This window comes from Paenibacillus sp. USHLN196 (assembly GCF_037144955.1).
Lineage (GTDB): Bacteria > Bacillota > Bacilli > Paenibacillales > Paenibacillaceae > Paenibacillus > Paenibacillus xylanexedens_C.
Map to the genome: position 1 here is coordinate 202592 of NZ_JBBCYH010000011.1, position 25086 is coordinate 227677.

The following is a 25086-nucleotide window of genomic DNA, read 5'->3' on the forward strand; positions in this document are numbered from 1 at the left end:
TCGCGGCGGGATTCCGCCAATACGCGCCCAGCCTGACCCGGCTGGCCAGCCCTCACGAGATGGCTGGCCACATCATGGCGGCGCTGGATGCGCAGCGCCCCTTGTCTGTCGTTCGCCTCGGAGATGGCGAACTGCTCACCCTGGCAGCCGATACGGTGCTGCCCGGCCATGAAGTGCAGGAGCTGGCACCGTTTCTGCCCTATGCAGGGGTGCCATGCTCAACGCCAGACATCCGCGCGATGCTCGCGGAAGCGATTCGGGCCGCCGACTGGGTTGGCGTGCCGATCTCGCGGGCGCCTACGTTTCAGGGACTGCTTTTCCCTGTATTGCGCCACTTCGGAATCGACTGGTCTGGATTGAAATTGACCAGCTCCACGATCAATTACAGTCTGCATCAGTCTGGTCTAGTGCTGCCCGTGCTGCAAGGGCGCCGGGTTCTGCTCATCGGCAGCCAGGCTGCAGAGCTTGCGGCACTGCTGCACAGCCGGGGGGTTCATGTCACGGGTATCATTGGTTCTGTAGCGGGAGTCATGGATGTTCCGAGGGTGATGCAGCAAACCGCAGAACATGCTTTTGATATCGCGCTGGTGGCGGCAGGGATTCCGGCGGTCATCCTATGTAGGCGAATCGCAGGTGAACTCGGTAAGGTCGCTCTGGATTTTGGACATTTGGCAGACAAACTGGTAACCGGAGAGCTTCAACTCTAGTGGACCGTCCGGGGGCAAGTACAGTACAACACTGGCCTCACGTACGAGTGGAAATGGAGGAAGCAACATGAGTACATCCGATCAACAACGTGGGGAAGGTCGTCACAGGCAAAGTAACAAAGATAATGCTCGAAACGTCAACCGTCGTAAGGGGAACAGTCCCCATAACAACACTTCAAACATCAGCAAGCGCAGTGAGAACAAACGAAATGGCAGCATGAACAACGACAAAAAAGTGGGCCGCCGTGCCACACAGCAAGATGTCTCGCGACCTGCCATGGCAGTCCTGCATGAAGCAGGTAGTCGCTCAACACGCAAATCCAGAACCAAAGGTAGAAGCAACCGCACAGCCAAAGGCGCCAGACTCTACAAACAGGGTTATCGCAGAGGCTACGATGAAGGTGTCCGCCAAGGACAAAGTTCGTTTGGTCTTGTATTTGAAGGGGTCAGCATCATTATTCCCACGTACAATCAGCGGGAGTATGTGCTGCAATGTGTGTCCAGTATCGAAAAGCATACGCCTGCTCCCTACGAAATCATTGTCGTGGATAATGCCTCCAAGGATGGTACTGCCGAGGCCATGCTCCGCAAAGGCGGCATGGTGAGGGTGGCTGCCCTGGATCAGAATCGGGGGTTTGCCGGAGGTGTCAATCATGGACTGATGATGGCGAGAGGACGACATATCGTCGTACTGAACAACGATACGCTGGTTACCCCGGGCTGGCTGGATAATATGATGACTTGTCTTGCCAGTGATCCGAAGATTGGTGTGGTGGGTCCGGTGACCAACTATATTGGCGGGGATCAGCAGATTCAGGTTCCGTATCGTGAGGTAGAAGAGATGTGGCCTTTTGCCACCACACATAATCGTCCGGATACCGGAAAACATCGATTGACTGATCGCCTGGTCGGATTCTGCTGGTTGTTCTCACGGGAGTTGCTGGAACGAGTAGGTTATCTGGACGAAGGTTACGCGGTGGGGAATTTTGAAGATGATGACTGGATCATCCGGGTGAAGCTGGCAGGATACCAGCTTGCGGTTGCCGGGGATGCCTTTATTCATCACTTCGGAAGTGTCAGCATGAAAGCACTGGGGGAGCAGGATTTTGCTGTAGTGAACAAGGATAACGAGCAGTTTTATAGCCAAAAGTGGGGAGATCCCCATACGCTGGTTGCTGAAACCTCCCGCTTGGCAAGACAACAAACCTCTCTTAACCCATCCGGTCAACAAGAGGATAGGGATACGAGCCCGACCGATCCACGTCAGCGAATCTCAACGCAAGGTAGCCAAGATCCAGCACTACAGTTCAGACGCAGCAGTGAATTCTACCCCGAAGGCTCGTTCCTGTCTGATGCCAAAGGTGATGTCTATACATTGACTAGTGGGCGGCGGCGTAAGCTGAACATCCCTGTACCGCGTGGAATATCACCAGTTCAGGTTGCGAAACCGGATCTGCTCGGCATTCCTGCCGGAGAAGCACTGATATCAGCAGGGGATGTACAAGGATGGCCGATGGAGTCACATCAGGTGCATACGACAGCGATTCAGGGTTCTCCCAATGGCTGGGCAGAGGGAAGTATTGTTGCCGCAGCGGATGCACCCGAGATTCGATATCAGATCAGCGGAGGCAAGCGGAGAAGATTTGTATCGGTCTATGCCGCAGAACGTTGGGGTGTGCATTCCGGGCATATTGTCAGCGTGTCTGCAGATCAACTGGATTCGATAGAAGAAGGATGGCCAATTGTTGCCCCTCCTCAGCTCTTGAACCCCGATCTGTAATGTCAGGCGATCTGTTTATGCGAATCAGCAGCATGATGCGGAATGAAAGAAGCAGCGGTATCCTGTGGAATCGCTCTGCCTCATTCCGCATCCAAACATTACATATGAGTTGGTAGCTATATAAGTTGAACTAAAGATTATTTACACTGACACTACGATGACAGAATAACCTTCCAATCGCTGTTATCCCCAGATTTTTTCGATTCCCCTTTCTCAAGGAGCATATGCTTCCGAGACAGCTTTCTTTCAGAAAGCTTTTAGGCGAAGTGTATGCTTTCGAAGTAGCTTTCTTGCAGAAAGCTTGTAGCTTCGCTTTTTCAGGTTTTTTCTGTCCTCTCCGTTATCGTGTAAATGATTAGTTCAACTTAAATAGACCACTTAAAGTATAGAGATTGAAAGATCAACGAATTCCTTTTACACTATGACCAACATAGTTATTACCAAGCGTAACTTGGGGTCATTAGATAGGGACAGGGATAGGGAGGATGCGCGATGAAAAATTCTGTAGTCAACCAAGCCGAACAGATTGCCAGTGATTTTTTGCTGGAAAAAGTAACATGCTCACATCATATCATCGGTAAAGGTTTTGTTAATCAGGTCTGCCTGGTGGAGACGGCAAGTCATAAAGTTGTTGTACGCATGAACGATCCAGATACATATTCCACCTTTGTGAAAGAAAAATGGTGCATCGAACAAGCGGCGAGTGTCGGTATTCCTGGGCCACAGACATTGTCCGTGGGGCTTACCGCTGAACATGCCTATATGATTCAAACGTATATCGAAGGGGACAACGGATTAGATACGACCGTGCCTGCTTCCGTAATCTGGAGGAAACTTGGAGAGTACACAAAACAGTTTCAATCCATCCCAGTGAATGGTTTTGGAAGGGAAATGCACGATGAGGTTCAAAACCAATTTTATTCTCCTCCTCATGCAGGATCAGATGGCAGTTGGCAAGGGTATGTGCAATACAATATTAATAGTCTCACGGAGCAAGATCCATTGATTGAGCTTGGTGTCATTACGATGAAGGAATCACAGGTCGCAAGGCAATGGTTCGAACAATTGAAAATGCAAAAGTTCCGCTTTGGCTTATGCCATGGCGATCTCTCCTTGAAGAATACAATCGTAAGTTCTACGGGTGAGATTACCCTTCTGGACTGGGGCAATGCGGAGGTAACCGTCGTGCCTTACGGCGATATCATTCAACTCATGCAATGCCAGCTACGGGGTGAGGGTCCTGACAAGGAAGAATTGAAAGCGTTTTTAGAAGGCTATGGGACAAGTATACAAGAGCAGGAGCGTGAACTGAATCAAGCGAGGCATATGTTGTTATTAAAAGCTTTTGACACCCTGAGGTGGGCCATAGATCGAAGTCCGGATCAGATCGAGTTCTACACGGTATTAGCGAAACAAGCTTTTGACCAGGTTTGGAGGCATCAATAGGATTAAAATAAGCCATCTTTCAAATTTAAAATTTAATCTTTCTATTTGGTTATAGGTTTATTCTATTAGCAGATCCATTGACGCAGGAAGGGCACAGGAGTACATTTAGAGCCATAATTCTTATTTAACAGATGGGAATTGAAGGTCTAGGGCGTTCATATTCAATGGCCCAGATCTTGATCTTAAAACCAATCAGGAGGTATGTCGATGTCTTCATCTACCAAAAAAGTCGTGCTGTGGAGCAAAACAGGCTGTCATTTCTGCGGGGAAGTGAAAGCATTTCTGACAGAACGAAACCAGCCTTTTGAGAACATTGAAGTGCAGGGTCATGACGTGCTGCGAGATGTGCTTGAAGCAAAATATGGCATTCGGCATGTACCCGTCATTGAAGTGGGAGGGGACGGCAAGTTTGAAGCCTTGCTGGAGCCTGATCTGGAGAAGCTGGCTGAACTTCTGGCACGAGCGGACGAAGCGGCCGCAGTCTAACGGGAGTCGATATATACCTTTGGAGCAAGCTGTTCCGGCTGCTGCATGATGCAAGATCGCATTTGTGCAGCAGCCGGAACATTCATAAGCTATAGCTCTCTTGGGATGTAAATGGTCATATTTACATCTTCAATGCTCATATAGAAAATATCTATTAGTCATGCTGTTGACCCTTTAACGGGGCAGTGATAAGATTTGTGAAATTAAAACAAACCAAACTCATAGGAATAGTTAACTTTTAAGTTATTTCGCATACGTAATCAGTTCAGTTGGCCCTTGATCATTCTTTTGAAGATTCTAATCCAAGGAAGGCGGAGTGCATATGACAGCGAAACGCAGTTTGAAATTTGGAGCCATTATTCACGGGGTTGGAGGAAGCAACACCACATGGAGACACCCGGAGGTTCTGTCGGATGCCAGCGTTAACTTTGGATTCTACAAACGTCAGGCACTGAAAGCGGAGGAAGGCAAGTTCGATCTGGTCTTTATCGCAGACGGTCTGTATATTACCGAGAAATCCATTCCCCATTTCCTGAATCGCTTCGAACCAATCAGTATCCTCTCCGCTTTGGCTGCCGTTACTTCACGCATTGGACTGGTGGGTACCCTCTCGACATCCTATAGTGATCCTTTCACCGTAGCCAGACAGTTCGGTTCCCTCGATCAGATCAGTGATGGCCGTGCAGGCTGGAACGTCGTGACTTCACCGCTGGAAGGTACAGCGAAGAACTATAGCAAGAGCAGTCACCCTACGCATCCGGAACGTTATCGCATTGCCGCGGAATATTTACAGGTAACCAAAGGGTTGTGGGACTCTTGGGAAGATGATGCCTTTGTAAGAGACAAAGAGAGCGGTGTATTCTTCGACCCATCCAAACTGCATACGCTTAATCATGAAGGAGAGTTTTTCTCCGTACAAGGTCCGCTCAATATTGCCCGTTCACGGCAAGGACAGCCGGTGATTTTCCAGGCAGGTTCATCGGAAGATGGCAAAACGCTGGCGGCGCAAGAAGCGGATGCTGTCTTTACTGGACACGATACAATTGAAGATGCACAGGCATTCTATAAGGATGTCAAAACACGAGCGGCTTCCTATGGACGTTCTGCACAGGATATTGTTATTCTGCCAGGCATCAATCCTATTGTTGGACAGACCGAAGAGGAAGCGGAACAGAAATATCAGGAGATTGCAAGCCTGGTGACCATTGATAAAGCGCTGGATTACCTGGGACGTTTCTTCGAACATCATGATTTCTCCCAATATCCACTGGATGAACCGTTCCCGGAGCTGAATGGCATTGGAAGCAACAGTTTCCGCAGTGGAACTGACAAGATCAAGAAGGATGCCAAGGAGCAGGGATTGACTTTGCGTGAAGTGGCTCTGCGGGCAGCAACACCGCGCAGCAAATTCCTGGGCACACCGGAACAGGTTGCTGACAAGATTCAGGAATGGTTTGAGACGGAAGCAGCGGATGGCTTCATTATTGCTTCGGAACTGCCGAGTGGATTGTCTGATTTCGTGGAACTCGTTGTTCCGATTCTGCAAGAACGCGGCCTGTATCGATCAGACTATGAACACGATACATTGCGAGGTAACCTTGGGGTGCAGATTCCAGTTAACCGTTATACGGCTGCCAAGGAACAAGTCGTATCTGATTTGGCATAACTGATAGGGAGCGAACGAGCATCTGATGTTGTCTGGCTGTTTTCTCCAACCGGTAATGAAATCAATTACTACGTTTCGTACTGCTTTAAAACCGACTTAACTCATAGGATATATCGAGTATTGGGTATAAACATCAATTTAATGACACCTGTATACACGGAGGGGGAAGCGATATGAATAGGTCTATCTCATGGATGAAATATATGGCATTGGCAGCAGTATTGGTGATGGTATTGTCCGGTTGCGGAGCAGCGGGAGGCAGCACGAACAGTTCGGCACAGGCGTCAGGCGGGGATCAGGCCGGGCAAGCCGAAGGAGGCAACCTGACTTTTGCACTTGCAACTTCACCCGATACGCTGGACCCTCATCGCAGTGGGCTTGCCGTAACGGTGCGTGCCATCCGGACGATCTACGACAATCTGGTCGTGCAGCTGCCTGATGGTTCCATCAAACCTTGGCTTGCCACGGAATGGAGCGTATCTGAGGACGGCAAGAGTTATACGTTCAAGCTGCGTGAAGGTGTGAAGTTCCATGATGGTACACCGTTTAATGCGGAAGCCGTGAAATACAATCTGGACCGGGTGATCGACCCAGCCACCAAAGCTGCCAATTCTCTGGCCCTGATTAGACCCTATAGCTCCTCCGAAGTCATTGATGAATATACGATCAAGGTAAATCTGGAATCACCATCGCAAGCCTTTCTCGGCAATTTGAGCCAGGCGCTGCTGGGGATCGTATCCCCTACGGCTGCCCAAAAATATGGCGACCAGCTGGGTAAAAATCCGGTGGGAACAGGTCCGTATACCTTTGTGAAATGGGATGAAAATGCGGATATCGTCGTTGCCAAAAACAAGGATTACAACTGGGGACCTGAGACGGTTGAAAATAAAGCCGCGCCCCATGTGGATGCGATCACATTCAAGATTGTACCGGAAGAAGCGACGCGCATCGGAAGTGTTCAAAGTAGTCAGGTACTCGCTGCCGAGACGGTTCCCCCGCAAAATATTGCTGCATTGAAAAACGATCCGAACCAGCAACTGTTGCAGGCCAACACAGTTGGGTTGCCATACACACTCTTTTTCAATCTGCGTAAAGCGCCTTGGGATGATGTGAAAGTAAGGCAGGCGGTACAATCCGCCGTAGATGTGGAATCGATTGTCAAAACATTGTATCTGGGCAACTACGAACGTGCGTGGTCCGCACTGTCTCCTGGAATCCTTGGTTATAATGCATCGCTGGAAGGAAGCATTAACCCGGACATTAACAAAGCCAATCAACTGCTCGATGAACAAGGCTGGGTGAAAGGCGCTGATGGTATTCGTGGCAAAGAAGGCCAGAAACTGACCCTGCGTTATGTCGATGGTTCGCCCAATCGGGAGAAACGCAATGACATTGCTGCCATTATCCAGCAACAGTTGAAACAGGTTGGCATTGCCGTTGAAGTCGAGATTACAAAAGACATCGCAACAGTCATCTATCAGAACTGGGATTATGATCTCTATGGCAACAGTCAGGTCAATTCCGATCCGAATGCCTTGTACGCTTTCTATCATACGAGCGCAGAGGGCGAGCGTCCGACATTGTCCGGTTTGTCTGATCCGAAGATCGATGAACTGTTAGAGCAGGGAGCGGTCGAGACGGATCCCGATAAACGTGTGGAGATCTATAATCAGATCCAACAATATCTGATTGAGCAAGCGGTAATCTTGCCAATCTATGTGTTCCCGTATACCGTCGCAGCATCCAAAAAGGTCGAAGGCATCAAGTTCGATTCGCTGGGGTATCCACTGTTTAACGATGTTCGCATTCACCCTTAACATGAACGGCCAATCCTGATTCAGGAAGGAGATATCCCGGTATGGTTCAAACGATACTGTCACGACTCGCAACATCGCTCCTGGTTATATTCGGAGCTTCGGTGCTGGTGTACTGCATCATGTATCTTCTGCCGGGTGATCCGGTTCTGCTCATGCTGGATCCGTCCTCGGCTACCCCGGAGATGATCGAGAATCTGCGGGTCCAGCTAGGACTGGATCAACCGTTTTACATCCAGTTTGCGAACTATTTCGGTGATATGCTGCGTGGCGATTTCGGCAAATCAATGATCAATTCGGATCCGGTTCTGCCCAAAATCCTGGAACATTTTCCGGCTACGCTGGCTTTGACCGCACTCAGCTCGATCATTGCCATTACGATTGGAATTACACTTGGTGTATTGTCTGCGATTCATCGCAATGGCGTGATTGATTTCGTCGCCAGGCTCGTTGGACTGTTCGGCATTTCCATGCCAACCTTCTGGACGGGGATACTGCTCATCCTTTTATTCTCCGTACAGCTTGGATGGTTCCCCGCGATGGGTTCCGACGGATTCAGCTCACTGGTTCTTCCGGCAGCTACGCTGGGTCTCGTGGGTGCAGGGTTTATCGTAAGAATGGTGCGGAACAGCATGCTGGAAGTCATCAATGAACCGTTTATTGTGGCATTACGGGCCAAAGGACTTTCGGAACGTGCCATCATGTATGGTCATGCACTGCGTAATGCACTTATTCCTGCCGTAACGGTAATCGGCATGCTGATCGGTGATCTGCTTGCGGGAACCGTTGTGGTGGAGACCGTCTTTTCCAGACAGGGGATCGGCCGAATTATTGCGGATGCGCTAATGGCCAAGGATCTGCCAGTGGTGCAAGGGGTTGTCTTCTTTACATCCATTATCTATGTGGTCTTGAACCTGCTGGTGGATATCTCGTATTCGTACATTGATCCCCGGGTTCGGCGTGCAGTCCGCACATGATCATGGATGGAACAGTCAGAAGTGTTCTGACCCGGAGTATGGAAGGAGGAGTTGTTGCTCATGAGCATGAAACCTTTGGTGGGTGACAAAAAAGCATGGGCGGGCAGTGGAGGACGTATCCGTCTGTGGAATCGCCGTCCTTGGCGCTATCGCGTCTCATTCGCGGTATCCCGATTATTCTTTTATGCAGCATTGCTGGTGGTGGTGTTTACCGTGGCATGTGCGATTGTACCGGGCTGGATTGCGCCCTATGATCCAACTCAGATGATGACGGATGCCATACTGCAGGCTCCCTCTGCCGCGCACCTGTTCGGGACGGACTATTTTGGCAGGGATATCTTCAGTGTGGTTGTGCATGGAAGCAGGGATTCGCTGTTCATTGGATTTGCTTCGGTTCTGGTGGGCGGTATTGTCGGTAGTGCTCTGGGTATTATCTCCGGTTATGCCGGAGGAGTTGTCGATACCATCACCATGCGGGCTGTCGATATTCTGATGGCTGTACCCGGTGTGCTCCTGGCACTGTCTGTTGCAGCTGCTCTCGGGCCAGGACTGATGAATATTGCACTGGCTGTTGCTGTTTCCTCCATTCCGGGGTACGCAAGGGTGATGCGTGGGCAGGTCATATCGGTCAAAGGTCTGCCTTTCATTACAGCGACACGTTCACTGGGCGGTTCCAATACGCGTATTTTCTGGAAACATGTACTGCCGCATTCGTTGTCACCATTGCTGGTCATGGCTACGCTGGGCGTAGGGACATCGATCCTGACGGGCTCCGGACTCAGCTTTCTGGGACTTGGGGTGTTGAAGGAAATTCCGGATTGGGGCGCATTGCTCTCACAAGGTAGAGGTTATCTGACGGTTGCCTGGTGGATCTGTACGTTCCCGGGGCTGGCGATCACTTTGTTTGTACTGGCGGTTAATCTGATTGGAGACGATATTCGTGATCGGTTGGACCCGAAAGTAAAAGGAGCGGCTTGACCGCTATTCCAAAATATAAGAATTTATAAGTTTCACCCTATCCATTTTTATATTTCACTGCGAAACGGTAGCTGTGCCACCAGAGGACGGCGACAGCCGTTTACGCTTGAGGAGGAGAAATTCATGTCACATGTTGTCATTATTGCAGGATCACCTTCCAAACGTTCGCGTTTGACAGGTCTGACGGATTACAGCAGCCAAAAATTAACGGAGGCAGGCATTACCGTTGAAGTCATTCATGTTGTGGATCTGCCTGCTGAGGATCTGGTGCAAGCCCGGTTCGACAGCTCATTCATTCGTGATGCACTTGCTGTCGTTGAAGCCGCGGATGCAGTTATTGTGGCTACGCCGGTATATAAGGCATCGTACTCGGGAGTGCTCAAGCTGTTCCTGGATCTGATTCCGCAAGAAGGGTTACGGGGTAAGTTAATACTCCCACTCGTCATCGGTGGCTCCATTGCTCATCTGCTCGCCATTGATTATGCATTGAAGCCTGTACTGGCAGCCCTTGGTGGAAGACATATTCTGGGTGGCGTGTATGCTGTGGATCAGGGAATCGAACGACTGGATGATGGGAAATTTGCACTCTCTGCGGATATTACTACACGTCTGGATCGCTCACTGGATGAATTGATATTGACACTGGAAAAGGATGGGATTACGATATCGTAAAACCAAGTAAATATATTGGATAAATCAATATAAGGTCAAACGTCTGCGGACGTGGATACGGAGGCACTCATGAATATCGAGAATATTGAAGCATTTGTATATATCAATCATTATGGAAGCTTCAATAAGGCTGCCGAAGTACTCTTCTTGTCCCAACCTTCGGTCACAGCTCGCATTCAGTCACTGGAAAGGGAGCTGGGCTGCAAGTTGTTTGATCGGCTTGGCAAGCAAATCGTGCTGACAGAAGAAGGTCGGAAATTCCTGCCGTATGCGCAGCAAGTGCTGCAAGTGATTCAGAAGGGCAAGCAGAAGATTCAGCAGCGCCGGACAACACCGGATGCTCTTCGGCTCGGTAGTACAGTATCGGTATCCAATTATGTCATTCCCGATTTTCTACCCAAGATCAAGGAAGCTTACCCCGAAATTAACATCAAACTGACGACAGCAACGACGGATCAGCTGATTGCCAAATTGCTTGGTCAGGAGATCGATCTTGCTTTTGTGCGCAAGGTCATGCACCCTGCGATCCGTACGGTTGCTTTTTATGAAGATCCGATCCAGCTCTATGTGTACAAAGGGCATCCATTCATTGAGAGCGGGCATGTCAGCATGGAAGCCATCCGGAATGAGCAACTGGTCTTTTTCGAATGTGGTTCACTGGACTGGCTTCGCATTCACCGGGCTTTCGACTCGCTGGAACATCCGCCGAATATTACATACCATGTCGATAATTCGGAGACGGCGAAGAAACTGGTTATGCAAGGGGCAGGCATTGCCTTTCTCCCGGGACTCACGGTGAAGAAGGAAGTGCAGAATCAGGAGTTGTTCCCCATTCAGGTACATGAGGTGGCTGGTGTATCGTTGCAGATCAGCGTCGTCACGTTAAAAGAAGAATATTCGCCATTGGCAGAGCCCTTCGGGGAACTGCTGCGGAAGTTATAGATTGCTTGTAAGATTCAAGAATAGTGGTTCAGCACAATCAAGGAGGAGAAGGATATGAGTATTCGTGTTGGCATTTTGGATCAGACCCCGATCTATGAAGGGGAAACGGCAGTGGATGCTTTTCGACATACGATTGAGCTGGCACAGCGGGCAGAGCAGCTGGGATTCCATCGGTTCTGGGTATCGGAGCACCATGATTCAGGGCATGTTGCAGGTTCCTCTCCTGAGGTACTCATCTCCCACTTGCTTGCGCATACGAAGCGGATTCGTCTGGGGTCTGGCGGAGTAATGCTTCAGCATTACAGTCCATACAAAGTCGCCGAGAATTTCAATATACTCGCAGCGCTCGGACCAGGAAGAGTTGACCTGGGAATCGGTCGTGCACCAGGCGGGTTACCACGTTCGACACAGGCGTTGCAGGAAGGTATTCAGGAAGCCGCATCTCTTCAAGAGAAAATTGTTCAGGTGAAACGATACATCCACAATGAGCCGCTTGAAGATCAATCGCATCCACTTGCAGGTCTCAGCGCTTCGCCTGTGTCCGACATTCCAGCGGAACTGTACGTACTTGGAGCAAGTGTCGATAGTGCGGGCATGGCTGCGGAACTGGGACTCCCATATGTCTTTTCGCTGTTCATTAACAGTAATATAGAGGTAGCGCTTGAAGCGATCCGTGTATATCGTGAACAATTCGATCGTTCCCAGGGACGAGAGCCTTATGCTGCACTAGCCATATCGTTAATTGTGGCCGAAAGTGAGGAAGAAGCGGAAGGACTAGCGAGCGAGCATATGCTGGTGAAGATCCATCTGAAGAGTGGGAAGGTGCTGACTGTCGGTTCTGTGGAACAGGCGGAAGAATTCGGACGTCAATCGAACGAAACCTATCGGATCGAGATTTTGGAGCCAAGTGTGACCCGGGGTACGAAGGAAAGCGTAGGTCAGGCGCTGCTGAAGTTCCAGCAGGATTTTGCTGTAGAAGAGTTCATTGTGACTACAGCTACACGGGACTTTACCAAGCGAATTCGTTCATTCGAATTGTTGCGTGAGATTCTGGCAGAGCAGGGACTAGGCGAATTTGCACTGGAATCCAAGGAAGAAGCAGCAATCGGATAGAAGTGATACAGCGAATATATACGAATGGGAGGCCATGTGATGAAAAGTGATCTGGAACAGCCCAAGCAGCATTCTGAGCAACACGTACAGGGCCCCGAGCATGAACTTCACGGTGAACGGGCGGAAGAATTCGCGGAACGTTTAATCACTATTCGGCGACACCTGCATCGTAACCCGGAATTGTCCGGCGAGGAAAGGGAGACGACGGCAGCCATCCGCAGTTGGCTGGAAGAGGAAGGCGTCCGTATTGCAGACGAATATGCGCTGCGGACAGGGATTGTCGCTGAAGTGGGTCAAGGGGACGGCCCTGTTGTTGCCCTAAGAGCCGATATTGATGCGCTGCCCATTCAGGAAGAGACGAAGCTGGAATTTGCCTCCCAGGTGACTGGGAAAATGCATGCCTGTGGACATGATGCACACACCGCTATTCTGATTGGTGCTGCACGATTGTTGAAACAGCGTGAGTCCAGTCTGCCGGGAAAAGTACGGTTGATATTCCAGCCGTCGGAGGAAAAAGCAACGGGTGCACGCCAAGTGATCCAGAGTGGTGCATTGTCCGATGTTCGGGCGGTATTCGGGTTGCATAACAAGCCTGATCTCCAGGTAGGTACAGTGGGCATTCGGGAAGGCGCATTGATGGCAGCAGCAGACGGCTTTGTTGTCAAAGTGGAAGGTGTAGGCACTCATGCAGCCGTGCCTGAAGCCGGCATTGATCCAATCGTGGTTGCTGCACATATCGTTACGGCTCTACAGGCGATTGTGAGCCGTAATGTAGGAGCACAGGAGAGTGCCGTAATCAGCGTCACCAAGCTCCACAGCGGTACAGCCTGGAACGTCATTCCCGATGAAGCGATACTCGATGGCACGGTGCGTACCTTTGATGAGAAAGTGCGTGCACGGATTCGCGAGCGTTTCAATCAGGTAGTCGCCGGTGTGGCGGCAGCTTATGGCACACGGGCTACAGTTCGCTGGATTCAGGGACCACCTGCCGTGGTCAACGATGAGTCTCTCGCATCTGCGGCGGAGCAAGTTGCAAGTGAGATTGGACTGAATAGTGTTAGACCGCTACCATCTCCAGCAGGTGAGGACTTCTCTTTTTATCAAAAAGAAGTTCCCGGCCTGTTCCTCTTCCTGGGTACCTCTGGCCCGCATGAGTGGCATCACCCTGGCTTTGATGTGGATGAAAGGGCTCTGCCGCTGGGAGCACATCTTCTGGCAGCACTGGCTGAACGGGCATTGCACAATGTGCAAGCACATCATGAGTGAGGGAAGAAGTTAAACCCTGGATCGTATCCAGATGATCGAAACGGTTCTGTTCTGCGGCACCGTTTTTCGTATTTGTTGAATTTTATCAGACGGTGTAATTATGGCTAGGGCTGGCGCATAAGCGTCAGCTCTGTTTGGGTTTTCTTATAGGAAGGGCAGCTAAAGGTATTATGAAATTTTATTTTGTTAAATGGAAATATTTGTTGACGCTCCCCAAAAGGATGTGCTATATTTTTCTCGACCTTTTAATCGTAATAATTACTATTAGATAAAAAGAAGAACAGGAGTAGTCGCTGCGATGAAACAGGAGATCGATTTTATCAAGTTCAGTCCCACTCAAAACATGACGATTCTGGTTAAAACGGATCATGCAGCCGAGCAATACAGTCATATTGCTACCCGCCTAATGTCGTATGATAACGTTTACGCTGAGCAAGTGGGATTCATTGAACCAACGAGGAGACCGGAAGCTGTTGCCCGTTTGGAAATGGCCGGAGGCGAGTTCTGTGGCAATGCCTGCATGGCACTTGCATCACACCACGCATCTGAAGCAGGACTGGCACATCAGGAATCTATGGATATCATGTTGGAGGTTTCCGGGACCGATCAATTGATCATGTGCCATGTGAAGAAACAGCAGAACGAATACGACTGCCAGGTAAGCATGCCGATTCCGAAGCAGATCGAACAACGAACAATCCGATATGAAGGCATCGAGCTCGATATGGTGATCATCCGGTACGCTGAGTTCATCCATATCGTGATCGAAGTCGATGACTTCGACGATACGATGAAGAAGAGGGCACAGACCCTTGCAAGATTACTGGGACTAACCCTGGGCGATAAGCTGATTGGTATCTTGTTATATCAATCGAAATCGGAAGAAATGGCCCCACTCATCTATGTTCCGGAGCTGGACAGTCTGATCTGGGAAAGAGGGTGTGGTTCGGGTACGGCCTCCGTAGGAGCATATCTCGCATGGAGCCAGCAGAGAGGAATTACTCAGTACATCAAGCAGCCTGGTGGTGCAATCAAAGTGGTGGCCGAGTGGGATGGCGCAGAACTTGGGAGCATTACGATTGAGGGATCTGTTGGCATCGTGGCTCAGGGCAAAGCCTTCATAGATGCTCCAGCAGAATGGAGCGTTGTAAACGCATGAGGACATGATACATGATCGAGACAACGTATTGGGGGAAAAGAAATGATCACATTGGTCCATTTTCAGACATGTTTGAGTGAGTTTGCAGAGAAATTCGATAAGCTCGCAAGCAGGTATAATCACACAATTCAGCATAGTTCAGAGCTGGAAGCTGTAATCAATGACTACTCCCGCTTTGTGACGGATCCGGAGAATAAGGCAGCCTGGGAACAGTTAGAGCAGTCGGAGCTGGAAGAATTAGATTCACTTGTATGGGAATTGAGAAAAAAATCAGCCCTGTGTGTGGCGATCATGGAGAAATATCGTGCATTGAAGTTAGAGAACGGGGATGTGCAGATTGCCGATTATTTCAAAAATATAGAAGAGTGTATCGATAAAGAATTCGGCAGTTTCCATGTTACCTCTGAATCCAACGTATTGCTGGTAGGCTCCGGTTCATTCCCCATGACACCATTACTCATTGCCAAGCGAACAGGTGCACAGGTTGTCGGGATCGATATTGATGAAGAGTCCATTACACTCGGGCGAAAAGTGGTGGAGACACTGGGCACGGGTTTGAAGATTCGTTTGGAGTCAACATTGCTGGAGGATCTGGATTATACCAGGGAAGCAACCCATATCATTTTTAGCTCTACGGTGGCCCCTAAATATGAGCTGCTTGATCAACTGCATGCCCTGACGAATGCGCAGGTGGTTGTAGCCATGAGATACGGTGATCAGTTGAAGTCCTTGTTCAATTATCCCATGAGAGAGACGGACAGCAGCAAGTGGAAGCTGGTGGATACGATCCTGCGCCCGGATGATGTGTTCGATATTGCGTTGTATCAAAAAGCATAGCCATCCAAGTCAATCCCGATGGAGTCCAAGTTGAACATTAATTAAGGAGGCTTATATGAGTAATCTTCAGCGAATTCTGATACTCGGAACCGGACCTGCATCCATTCAGCTTGCGGTAACGCTCAAAGATCATCTCAACTGCTGTATAGGCATTGCGGGGAGACAATCGGTTCGTTCAGCATCGATATTTGCAGCCCTTGAAGAGAGCAATCAACGTATTCAGGTCAGCATTCAAAATGAGAAGCATCAATCGCTCGCAGGTGAGTGTTACGTTGATCATGTGTTCAAGGGATATGACACCATTGAGGGGGAATGGGACACACTCATTTTGGCTGTAACAACGGATGCTTATATCGATGTATTGGAACAAATGAAAAATGAATTCATCAAACAACTGAAATGTATCATTTTGGTTTCTCCAACGTTCGGGTCGAATCGACTCGTGACCCATTACATGAGAGAGCGGAATGCAGTGCCGGAAGTGATCAGTTTCTCTACCTATCTTGGAGATACCCGTTGGATGCACGAACATCCGTCGAATCATGTGATTACTACAGGGGTTAAGAAAAAGGTCTATATCGGTTCCACTCGTTACCCATCTGAACAGGTTAGTAGGCTATGCCAAGGCTATGAGCGTTTGGGTGTTGCGCTGGAAGTGATGCGATCCCCACTGGAGGCGGAAACGAGAAATATCTCGTTGTACGTGCATCCACCCTTGTTCATGAATGACTTCTCATTAGAAGCCATCTTTGGAGCTTCGGATATTCAGAAGTACGTATACAAGATGTATCCTGAAGGTCCGATTACACAAGTTTTGATACGGGAAATGCGGGCACAGTGGCAGGAGATTATGAATATTACGGACCGACTTGATATTCAGGGAGTCAACCTGCTTCAGTTCATGACGGATGACAACTATCCGATTCGATTAGAGAGTATATCACGCCAGGATATCGAGAATTTCAATCAGCTGCAGGTCATTCATCAAGAGTATTTATTATACATACGGTACACCTCCTTATTGATTGATCCATTCTCGGAACCCGACTCGGAAGGGAAATATTTCGACTTTTCAGCAGTCCCATTCCGTAAAACATTCATGAACCGCGAAGGGGAGCTGGATATTCCCCGTATGCCCAAGGAAGATTACTACCGCATCAAAATCATTCAGGGCATAGCCAGACATCTCGATGTGAGCTGTCCAACCATTGATCAATTTATCGCCAGGTATGAGGCGAAGATTAAGGAAGTGGCTGATGCAAACCCGGATCAGCGCTTGTCCGACGCCTTTGTGATCCAATCCTTTGACGAGGATATCCGCATGATCTGCACCGGACTTTGAGTAATAGGGTCTAGTTACATTTAAATAATGCAAATTAAATTTTGTTTTACACAGTAACGGAGGGGGCAGAAAGAACCTGAAGAAGCGAAGCGTGCGCATTTATCACCGGATTTTCTCTTTGGAAAAGAGATCAAAAAAATCTGGGGGTAACAGCGATCGGAAGGTTGTTCTGACCACGTAGTGGTCTTGTGTAAAGTCTGAATTTAATTTGCTCATCAGGAGGAAATGTTGTGAAAAAGGGTCTTACTTTTACATCCATACTATTGCTGGTGTCTGCCATTGCGCTGCTCGCCGGATGCGGACAGAGCCCAAAAGAGAAAGAGAGCGCACAAACGGAGCCTGCCAATAGCCAGGTACAAACGGAACTTATCTATGCTTCTGCCAAAGATATTAATGATATGAACCCCCATCTGTATACTGGCTCCATGCCTGCACAAGGGATGGTATACGAGTCTCTGGTGGAAAACACGCCTGACGGGATCAAGCCATTGCTGGCTGAATCATGGGATATCTCCGAGGATGGCAAGACGTATACTTTTCATCTGCGACAAGATGTGAAATTCCATGATGGAGAGCCGTTCAACGCAGAGGCGGTTAAACAAAATATCGATGCAGTACAGGCGAATGCCGAAAAACATGCTTGGATCAAGATTTCTACCAAAATCATGAGTGTAAAAGTTATCGATGAGCATACGGTGGAGCTGACGCTGTCGGAAGCCTATTATCCGGCACTGGTGGAATTGTCCATGACAAGACCTTACGTCTTCATATCACCCAAGGATTTCAAGGATGGCGGAACCAAAGACGGAGTAAGTGGTTTCCACGGCACAGGACCTTACAAGCTTACTGCTCATAAAGTCGAAGAGAATGCCACGTTTGAAGCTAATGAAGACTATTGGGGTGGTGCACCTGCAATCAAGAAGATCACATCCAAGGTTCTTCCGGCTGGAGAAACGACATTCTTGGCATTGCAAAAAGGAGAAATCAACTTCGTGTTCACCGATGACCGGGGAGCAGATAGTATCGATGTCGAAGCCATGGACCAATTGGCTGAATCTGGTGGTTATCAAGTGGTCCGAAGTGAAGCGATGAATACGAATATGATCGTAGCCAATAGCAGTCGCCAGAATAGTCCGGTTCAGGAAACGGCAGTGCGGGAAGCGCTATGGGTGGGCATTGATCGGGAAACGATCAGTAAAGATATTTTCAACGGAATACAGACTGTAGCGGACACGCTATTTTCAGCCAATGTCAATTACGCCAAGGTGGACCTGAAGAAACGGGAGTATGATCCGGAATTGGCTAAAAATCTTCTGGACCAAGCTGGCTGGACATTGGCAGATGGTGAAGGGGTGAGAACGAAGAACGGTCAGCCTTTAGCCATGAAATTATACTATGACAGCAACTCGTCTTCACAGAAAATACAGGCCGAATTGATCCAGTATTCCATGAAAGAATTGGGAATTCAGCTTGAAATCTTGGGCGAAGAGTCCACTTCCATTGCGAATCGGAGAGCCACCGGGGAATATGACCTGCTCTTTAATCAAACCTGGGGACTGGCCTATGATCCACAGAGTACCATTGCCGCATTTACATCAGGTTCGGCATACAAACATACGACAAGCGGAATTGCGCAAGCAGATGAACTATATCAGAAAATTGATGCGGTTATGGTCTCCACGGATGAGGCTTCACGCCAATCCCTGTATGCCGACATTATGAAGATCGTCCATGATGAAGCAGTCTTCATCCCGATTACCAACGGACGTGTCACCGTAGTCGCTCCTGGGAACCTCGATGGAATCTCATTCAAACAGACCCAATATGAACTGCCATTTGAACAAATGAATTTTAAATAGAGCGGAGATGGATATGGGAAGTTATATCGTCAAAAGGATTCTGTTAACCATCCCTTTACTGATTATCATTTCATTTATAACGTTCGTTCTGATTAATCTATCTCCCTTGGACCCGGCGGTTGTTGTGTTACAGGCACAGGAAGTTCCGCAGATCACAGAGGAATTAATTGCCCAGACCAACAAGGCATTGGGGTTCGATCAGCCGTTCATGATCCAGTATGTGAACTGGATCATGGCTGTTGTGCAGTTGGACTTTGGCAACTCTTATGTATCTGGTGAACCCGTATGGTCATTGATGGGGCCGGCTTTTATGAACACATTGAAGTTAACGCTTGTCTCATCGGTATTCATTATTGCGCTGTCCATTCTGTTGGGTGTGATCTGTGCCATGAGAGAAGGCAAGCTGCTGGATCGATCGGTCAGAGGTGTATCATTTTTCCTTACCGCCATGCCATCCTACTGGCTTGCAGCCATGATGATCTGGTATTTTTCCGTCAAGCTGGACCTGTTACCTACCAGTGGCATGGACTCGTATCGAAGCTACATTCTACCGGTGATCGTAATCACGGTGAGTTATACGGGCATTTACTTCCGAACGGTTCGAAGTTCCATGCTGAGCAATATGAATGAGGACTATGTGTTATATGCAAGGGCAAGCGGTCTAAGTGAGAAGAAAGTTACCCTGCATATTCTAAGAAATTCATTACAGGTGGCTGTGTCCATCTTTTGCATGGCGATCCCGATTGTACTGGGCAGTACGGTAGTCATCGAAAATGTATTTGCCTGGCCGGGACTCGGTAGGCTCAGTGTAAAATCCATTTTAAGCAGGGATTTTCCGATTATTCAGGCGTATGTTCTGATGTTGGCTGTAACCTTTGTCTTATTTAACACGTTATCCGATATCATTAATGCGGCGATGAATCCTCGTTTGAGAAAGGAATTCTGATGCGAATATTGAAAAATCTGAGCAAAGACAAGCTGGCCATGACCTCTTTGATGGTAATTATCGTCATGATTATAGCGGGCATTTTCGCCCCTCTTATTGCGCCGCATGATCCTGGACAAGTGAATATGAAGCTTCGTTATGCCTCCTCATCCTGGGATTATCTATTAGGCAATGATCATCTGGGCAGATGTGTATTATCCCGGCTTATCTATGGTATCCGTCCAAGTGTGTTATGGGTTCTGGTTGCGTTAAGTCTGTCTGTTCTGATCGGGGCCATTGTTGGATTCATCGCAGGGTACTTCAAGGGGAAAGTGGATGCGTGGATCATGAGAGTCTGTGACATTATGCTGTCTTTCCCCGGATACGTGATGACACTGGCGGTGGTCGGCATTCTGGGTGCAGGACTGGAGAATATTTTGATTGCCTTTGTGTGGATGAAATGGGCCTGGTTTGCCCGCGTTATTCGAACATCTGTGATGCAATTCTCCGATATGGATTATGTAAAATTCGCCAAAGCCTCCGGCACACCCAATCTGAGAATTATAACCAAACATATTGTTCCAGTTACCTTTGCCGATATTGCTGTCATTGCCAGTGGTTCCATGTGTTCGATGATGTTGCAGATCTCCGGCCTTTCCTTTCTGGGGCTTGGAATCCAGGCTCCGCATGCGGAGTGGGGGATGATGCTCAATGAGGCGAGGGAAGTTATGTTCTCCAGACCTGAATTGATGTTGGCACCAGGCCTGGCCATTGTGGTGGTGGTGTCTGCTTTTAATTTTTTATCGGATGCCCTTCAAGTGGCTCTGGACCCCAAATTGATGACCTCTCAAGGTAAGTCTGACAAGTCTTACGAAAGTGAGGTGAGAAAGACTACTTATGAATATAGTCGAGGTTGAACATTTGAAAGTATGGGATACCAATACAGGTAAAGTGATCATTCATAACAGTTCATTTGAAGTCAAAAAGGGAAGCTGTATGGCCATCGTGGGGGAAAGTGGTAGTGGGAAGTCCGTTACGTGCAGGGCTATCATGCGACTGAACAAGCCATGGATTCGCCAATCGGGCACAATGTTATTCCAGGGCGAAGACCTGAACCAGCTTTCGGAACCGGAGATGCGGCGTAAGCGGGGCAAGCATCTATGTATGATTTTGCAAAATGGCATGAGTGCATTTGATCCTTCCTGTGTCATTGGTGTCCATATTGGGGAGACGCTTCAGCAGCATTTTGGCTGGAACACCCGCGAGATTGAACGGAAAATCATCAATGCTATGGAAAGTGTCATGCTCAGACATCCGCGCGAGATTCTGAATCAATATCCACATCAGCTGTCCGGTGGGATGCTGCAACGAATCATGATTGCACTGGCATTGGTGCTTGAGCCCGATCTGATTATTGCGGATGAGCCGACAACAGCGCTGGATACGATCTCCCAATATGAAGTGGTGGAGCAATTGATTCAATTACGCGAACGCATGGGCTGTTCCATGATGTTCATCTCCCATGATCTCGGCGTCGTTCAGAAGATTGCAGATGACGTGATGGTCATGAAAGACGGCAAGATCGTCGAGCGTGGTAGCATGCATTCTGTTTTGACAGAGCCGGAGCATGCCTATACGAAGTATCTGGTCTCTACCCGATTGGAGCTGAGCAATCATTTTAAGGCGTTGATGCAGGAGGACTTATAGATGCTAAAGGTGGAAGGTATTGAAAAATCATATAACCAAGGCGGACTGTTCTCCAAGCACAGACAACAGGTGTTGAATCAGGTTACCTTTGAATGCCGGCCTGGCGAATGTCTGGGAATCATCGGCGAAAGCGGAAGCGGCAAATCGACGTTGGGCCGTCTGATCCTCGGCATTGAACGGCCGGATCGTGGAACGATCTCGCTGGATGGTAAAGACGTACAGGATCGACGTGTACGGATGGGTAACCTCAGCGCCGTTTTTCAAAATTATACGTCATCCATCAATCCGTTTCTTAATGTGGAAGCTGCCATTATGGAACCTATGCAAGCGCAGCAAAAGCTGCGAAAGGAGGGCAACTTAGAGAAAGTGGATCTGTTGCTGAACCAAGTTGGACTGGATCCTTCTTATAGATCCAAATATCCGCATGAACTATCCGGCGGGGAGGCTCAGAGAGTGTGCATAGCCAGGGCCATCTCCACCGCTCCCAAATGCATCGTGTTCGATGAAGCGATCAGCTCACTGGACGTGTCTGTTCAGATTCAGGTACTGCAATTGTTGAAAGAGCTTAAGGAAATCTACAAGCTGAGCTATGTCTTTATCACGCATGATATACAGGCGGCAGCTTATATCTGTGACAGGGTTATCATTTTCAGAGAGGGTCAGATTGAAGAGATCGTTCCTATTGAGCAGCTAAAGGATGTTCAGTCAGACTATGCGAAGAAATTATTGAAGCATTTAATTACATTTTAGGGGGAACACCCATTGTGAGTGGAGCGATGTCTTGGTCTTTCCTGCGCTTGTACATACTGGTTCTTCTATATTTCAGTGCCAATGCCATTCTTAACGTGATCATCCCATTGCAGGGGGAGTCTTTGGGCGCGAGCGGTACAACGATTGGACTGATCATGGGCGCTTATATGTTCACAACCATGTTTTTCAGACCCTGGGCAGGTCGGATTATTCAAAAGCACGGTCCGATCAAAATATTGCGTTTGATTCTGATCATCAATGGATTTGCGCTGATTTTATATACCTTTACGGGACTCGGAGGTTATTTGGTTGCTCGTATTTTACAAGGTGTATCGACAGCGTTCTTCTCCATGGCCTTGCAGATTGGTATTATTGATGCACTTCCGGAGAAAGATCGGTCACAGGGAATTTCGTATTATTCGCTGTTCAGTTATATACCGGGGATCGTGGGGCCTGTTATCGCGTTAGGAATCTGGCAGACGGGTGGTATGGATTATTTTACAGTGGTTCTGATCGGTATTGCCGTCTGTACGGGCGTCTTCGGATATACCGCCAAAATGGAACCAAGCAAGGAGCAATCTGCTGAGAATCTTTCGGAGCAGAACGTGAGTATGTGGGAATCCTTTGCTCAGTTGGTGAAAAATCCGTTTCTGTTTCGATGCAGTGTATTGATGCTTGCGGCTTCCGTTGTATTTGGTGCAATTACAACCTTTATTCCGCTGTATGCGAGCCAAGTACCAAATGGGAATGCGGGTGTGTATCTGATGCTTCAGGCCGGGACGGTTGTGCTGGCTCGAATCATGCTCCGGAAAAGGATTCCTTCTGATGGGAGATGGCATTCTCCTTTTATCATGGGTACCCTGTTTCTTTTGGCCGTTGCTGCCCAATGTGTGAGTTTTTCGGTGACAGGAGGCGTAGTCTTTTTCTATTTCGGGGCTATATTCATGGGCATTGCTCAAGCCATTCTGTATCCGACGCTCACGACCTATTTGTCTTTTGTGTTGCCTAAGCTGAACCGGAACGTCCTGATCGGGTTATTTATCGCGATGGCTGATCTGGGTATTTCTCTGGGTGGTGTGATTATGGGACCCGTCGCTGACTTCTCTTCCTATTCATTTATGTACATGATCTGTGCTATCCTAGGAGCGGTAATGATCGTTTTTGCCTATGAACGGCGAAGACCCGTGACAGGTACATCTGTGAGTTGACTGCCAGGAGAGAAAGTGGTGACGAACGTTTGAAGGCTTCAATGACAGCAACATCCAATGGAAAATTAAATCCGGTATCCTTTTCGTTTATCCGGTTTTATATGCTGGCCTTTTTATTTTTTGCGGCAAATTCAGCTTTGACGATTATTCTGCCTCTGAGAAGCGAAGCCGCTGGATTGAATCAGGCTGAGATTGGTCTGATGATGGGGGCATATATGTTCACCTGTATGCTCTTGAGACCTTTTGCAGCGCAGCTGCTGGGTAAGCATGGGCCGCTTCGAGTGATGCAATGGCTATTGCTTTTGCATGCGGGAACGCTGCTGCTGTTTGTTGTTTTTGGTGTGGAGACGTATCTGTGGTTGCGGGCCCTGCAAGGGGGAGCTACGGCCTTTTTCTCCATGACGATGCAGGCAGGCATTGTGGAAAAGCTGGAGGACAAAGACCGGGCACAGGGGCTGTCCATGTACACCTTGTTTACGATGGTTCCTTCTCTGGTCATTCCGATCCTCGCCATACAAATCTGGGAAAATGCCAGTGATCTGGCGTTTACGCTGCTGATGATCGGACTGGCGGCGCTGCCACTTCTGATTGGATATAATGTGGATTTGCCGCGGAGTACCGTACAGAACAAATCGTACACCTTGGGCGATATGTTTCGTTCATTCGGCGGCATCTGGCGCAGTACGCCACTGCTGATTAGCAGTGTGGTGATGTTGTTTGCGTCCTGCGTCTTTGGGGCGACAGCGACCTTTCTTCCCCTGTATATGGTATCCACCGGAATGGCGAGTGCAGGGGTATTTCTGACGATACAGGGATTGGTTGTGATCCTGTGCAGGTTTATTTTGCGCAAAAAAATTCCGTCCGACGGTAGCTGGAATACCTGGCTGATGGCAGGGTTAATGCTGTGTGCAGCACTGGGTACCCAATTACTCAGCTTAATGGAGATCATCGGGCCATTGGTGTATCTCTCCGCGGTGTTCAGCGGTTTTGCCCTGGCACTGTTGTACCCGACATTAACCACATATCTGTCTTTTGTGCTGCCTGCGGAATCCAGATATGTACTCATGGGGATCTTCATGTCCTCGTATGACCTTGGATTCTCCCTGGGAGGACTTGCGATGGGATTCATTGTACAGGTGAGTTCATATTCGACCATGTTTATGATCTGCACGTTGCTCTCTATTGCAGCGATGATTCTGGTGTTGGTGTTCAGGCAACGGATGGAAGCGGGGAATAAGGCTGCATCTGTGGTGGCAAGCTGAACCGTATGGTAGTGGAATGATCCTGGGCAGTGATAGACAGCTGGATGTTACTGCGAGGTATCGGTATTGAGGTACGAATGGAACGCCGATATGGAATAGTAAGGTAAAGGCTCATGAACTGAATTTTCCGGCACGTATCATCAGGATACAAAGCGGCAGGAGACAGATCATGGGTCTTTTTTATATCTTA

Annotated in this window: 22 protein-coding genes; all 22 read left to right on the forward strand. The window is 48.7% G+C overall.

What is annotated here, in order from left to right; genetic code table 11:
- Positions 1–59 precede the first annotated feature (59 nt).
- The 22 genes from WFI24_RS24440 to cntE (WFI24_RS24545) all read left to right on the forward strand — a co-directional run bounded on the left by WFI24_RS24440 (position 60) and on the right by cntE (WFI24_RS24545) (position 24896).
- Complete coding sequence (locus WFI24_RS24440) at positions 60–707, forward strand: GT-D fold domain-containing protein (RefSeq protein ID WP_336764710.1); 648 nt, start codon at positions 60–62, stop codon at positions 705–707.
- A gap of 67 nt (positions 708–774) precedes the next feature.
- Positions 775–2487 (forward strand): glycosyltransferase family 2 protein, encoded by a 1713-nt coding sequence (locus WFI24_RS24445; protein WP_336764673.1) that lies wholly within the window; start codon positions 775–777, stop codon positions 2485–2487.
- A gap of 492 nt (positions 2488–2979) precedes the next feature.
- Complete coding sequence (locus tag WFI24_RS24450; protein ID WP_336764674.1) at positions 2980–3933, forward strand: aminoglycoside phosphotransferase family protein; 954 nt, start codon at positions 2980–2982, stop codon at positions 3931–3933.
- Positions 3934–4140: 207 nt separating this feature from the next.
- A complete protein-coding gene (locus WFI24_RS24455; RefSeq protein ID WP_145325164.1) occupies positions 4141–4419 on the forward strand; it encodes a glutaredoxin family protein in 279 nt (92 codons plus the stop codon).
- Between the two features lie 322 nt (positions 4420–4741).
- On the forward strand, positions 4742–6085 hold the full coding sequence (locus WFI24_RS24460; RefSeq protein ID WP_336764675.1) for an LLM class flavin-dependent oxidoreductase: 1344 nt from the start codon (positions 4742–4744) through the stop codon (positions 6083–6085).
- A gap of 173 nt (positions 6086–6258) precedes the next feature.
- A complete protein-coding gene (locus WFI24_RS24465) occupies positions 6259–7902 on the forward strand; it encodes an ABC transporter substrate-binding protein (protein WP_336764676.1) in 1644 nt (547 codons plus the stop codon).
- 41 nt (positions 7903–7943) lie between these two features.
- On the forward strand, positions 7944–8876 hold the full coding sequence (locus WFI24_RS24470) for an ABC transporter permease (protein WP_036605816.1): 933 nt from the start codon (positions 7944–7946) through the stop codon (positions 8874–8876).
- A 60-nt stretch (positions 8877–8936) separates the two neighbouring features.
- On the forward strand, positions 8937–9854 hold the full coding sequence (locus tag WFI24_RS24475; protein WP_336764677.1) for an ABC transporter permease: 918 nt from the start codon (positions 8937–8939) through the stop codon (positions 9852–9854).
- 123 nt (positions 9855–9977) lie between these two features.
- A complete protein-coding gene (gene ssuE, locus WFI24_RS24480) occupies positions 9978–10526 on the forward strand; it encodes an NADPH-dependent FMN reductase (RefSeq protein ID WP_336764678.1) in 549 nt (182 codons plus the stop codon).
- 69 nt (positions 10527–10595) lie between these two features.
- Positions 10596–11468, forward strand: coding sequence for a LysR family transcriptional regulator (locus WFI24_RS24485; RefSeq protein WP_145325170.1), 873 nt, complete (start codon positions 10596–10598; stop codon positions 11466–11468).
- A gap of 54 nt (positions 11469–11522) precedes the next feature.
- Positions 11523–12581, forward strand: coding sequence for an LLM class flavin-dependent oxidoreductase (locus tag WFI24_RS24490; protein WP_336764679.1), 1059 nt, complete (start codon positions 11523–11525; stop codon positions 12579–12581).
- 39 nt (positions 12582–12620) lie between these two features.
- The gene (locus tag WFI24_RS24495) at positions 12621–13847 is read left to right on the forward strand and encodes an amidohydrolase (RefSeq protein ID WP_336764680.1); all 1227 of its coding nucleotides are present in this window, start codon (positions 12621–12623) and stop codon (positions 13845–13847) included.
- 298 nt (positions 13848–14145) lie between these two features.
- Positions 14146–15006: a diaminopimelate epimerase gene (locus WFI24_RS24500; RefSeq protein WP_336764681.1), complete on the forward strand. Its 861-nt coding sequence runs from the start codon at positions 14146–14148 to the stop codon at positions 15004–15006.
- A 42-nt stretch (positions 15007–15048) separates the two neighbouring features.
- On the forward strand, positions 15049–15843 hold the full coding sequence (locus tag WFI24_RS24505) for a class I SAM-dependent methyltransferase (protein WP_145325173.1): 795 nt from the start codon (positions 15049–15051) through the stop codon (positions 15841–15843).
- A 55-nt stretch (positions 15844–15898) separates the two neighbouring features.
- Entirely contained in the window at positions 15899–17185 is a 1287-nt protein-coding gene (locus WFI24_RS24510) for an opine metallophore biosynthesis dehydrogenase (protein ID WP_336764682.1), read from the forward strand.
- A gap of 230 nt (positions 17186–17415) precedes the next feature.
- The gene (gene cntA, locus WFI24_RS24515) at positions 17416–19044 is read left to right on the forward strand and encodes a staphylopine-dependent metal ABC transporter substrate-binding lipoprotein (RefSeq protein ID WP_336764683.1); all 1629 of its coding nucleotides are present in this window, start codon (positions 17416–17418) and stop codon (positions 19042–19044) included.
- A gap of 13 nt (positions 19045–19057) precedes the next feature.
- A complete protein-coding gene (opp1B, locus tag WFI24_RS24520; protein WP_133387061.1) occupies positions 19058–19990 on the forward strand; it encodes a nickel/cobalt ABC transporter permease in 933 nt (310 codons plus the stop codon).
- A complete protein-coding gene (gene cntC, locus WFI24_RS24525; RefSeq protein WP_336764684.1) occupies positions 19990–20886 on the forward strand; it encodes a staphylopine uptake ABC transporter permease subunit CntC in 897 nt (298 codons plus the stop codon). The genes opp1B and cntC overlap by 1 nt, the downstream gene beginning before the upstream one ends.
- Positions 20867–21676 carry a staphylopine uptake ABC transporter ATP-binding protein CntD gene (gene cntD / locus WFI24_RS24530; RefSeq protein WP_336764685.1) on the forward strand — a complete coding sequence of 270 codons (810 nt, stop codon included), beginning with the start codon at positions 20867–20869 and terminating at the stop codon, positions 21674–21676. Before cntC ends, cntD begins: the two co-directional genes overlap by 20 nt.
- Positions 21677–22426, forward strand: coding sequence for an ABC transporter ATP-binding protein (locus WFI24_RS24535; protein ID WP_336764686.1), 750 nt, complete (start codon positions 21677–21679; stop codon positions 22424–22426). It abuts the gene before it with no gap.
- A gap of 14 nt (positions 22427–22440) precedes the next feature.
- Entirely contained in the window at positions 22441–23634 is a 1194-nt protein-coding gene (gene cntE / locus WFI24_RS24540; protein ID WP_336764687.1) for a staphylopine family metallophore export MFS transporter CntE, read from the forward strand.
- A 41-nt stretch (positions 23635–23675) separates the two neighbouring features.
- Positions 23676–24896 (forward strand): staphylopine family metallophore export MFS transporter CntE, encoded by a 1221-nt coding sequence (gene cntE, locus WFI24_RS24545; RefSeq protein ID WP_336764688.1) that lies wholly within the window; start codon positions 23676–23678, stop codon positions 24894–24896.
- Positions 24897–25086 lie beyond the last annotated feature (190 nt).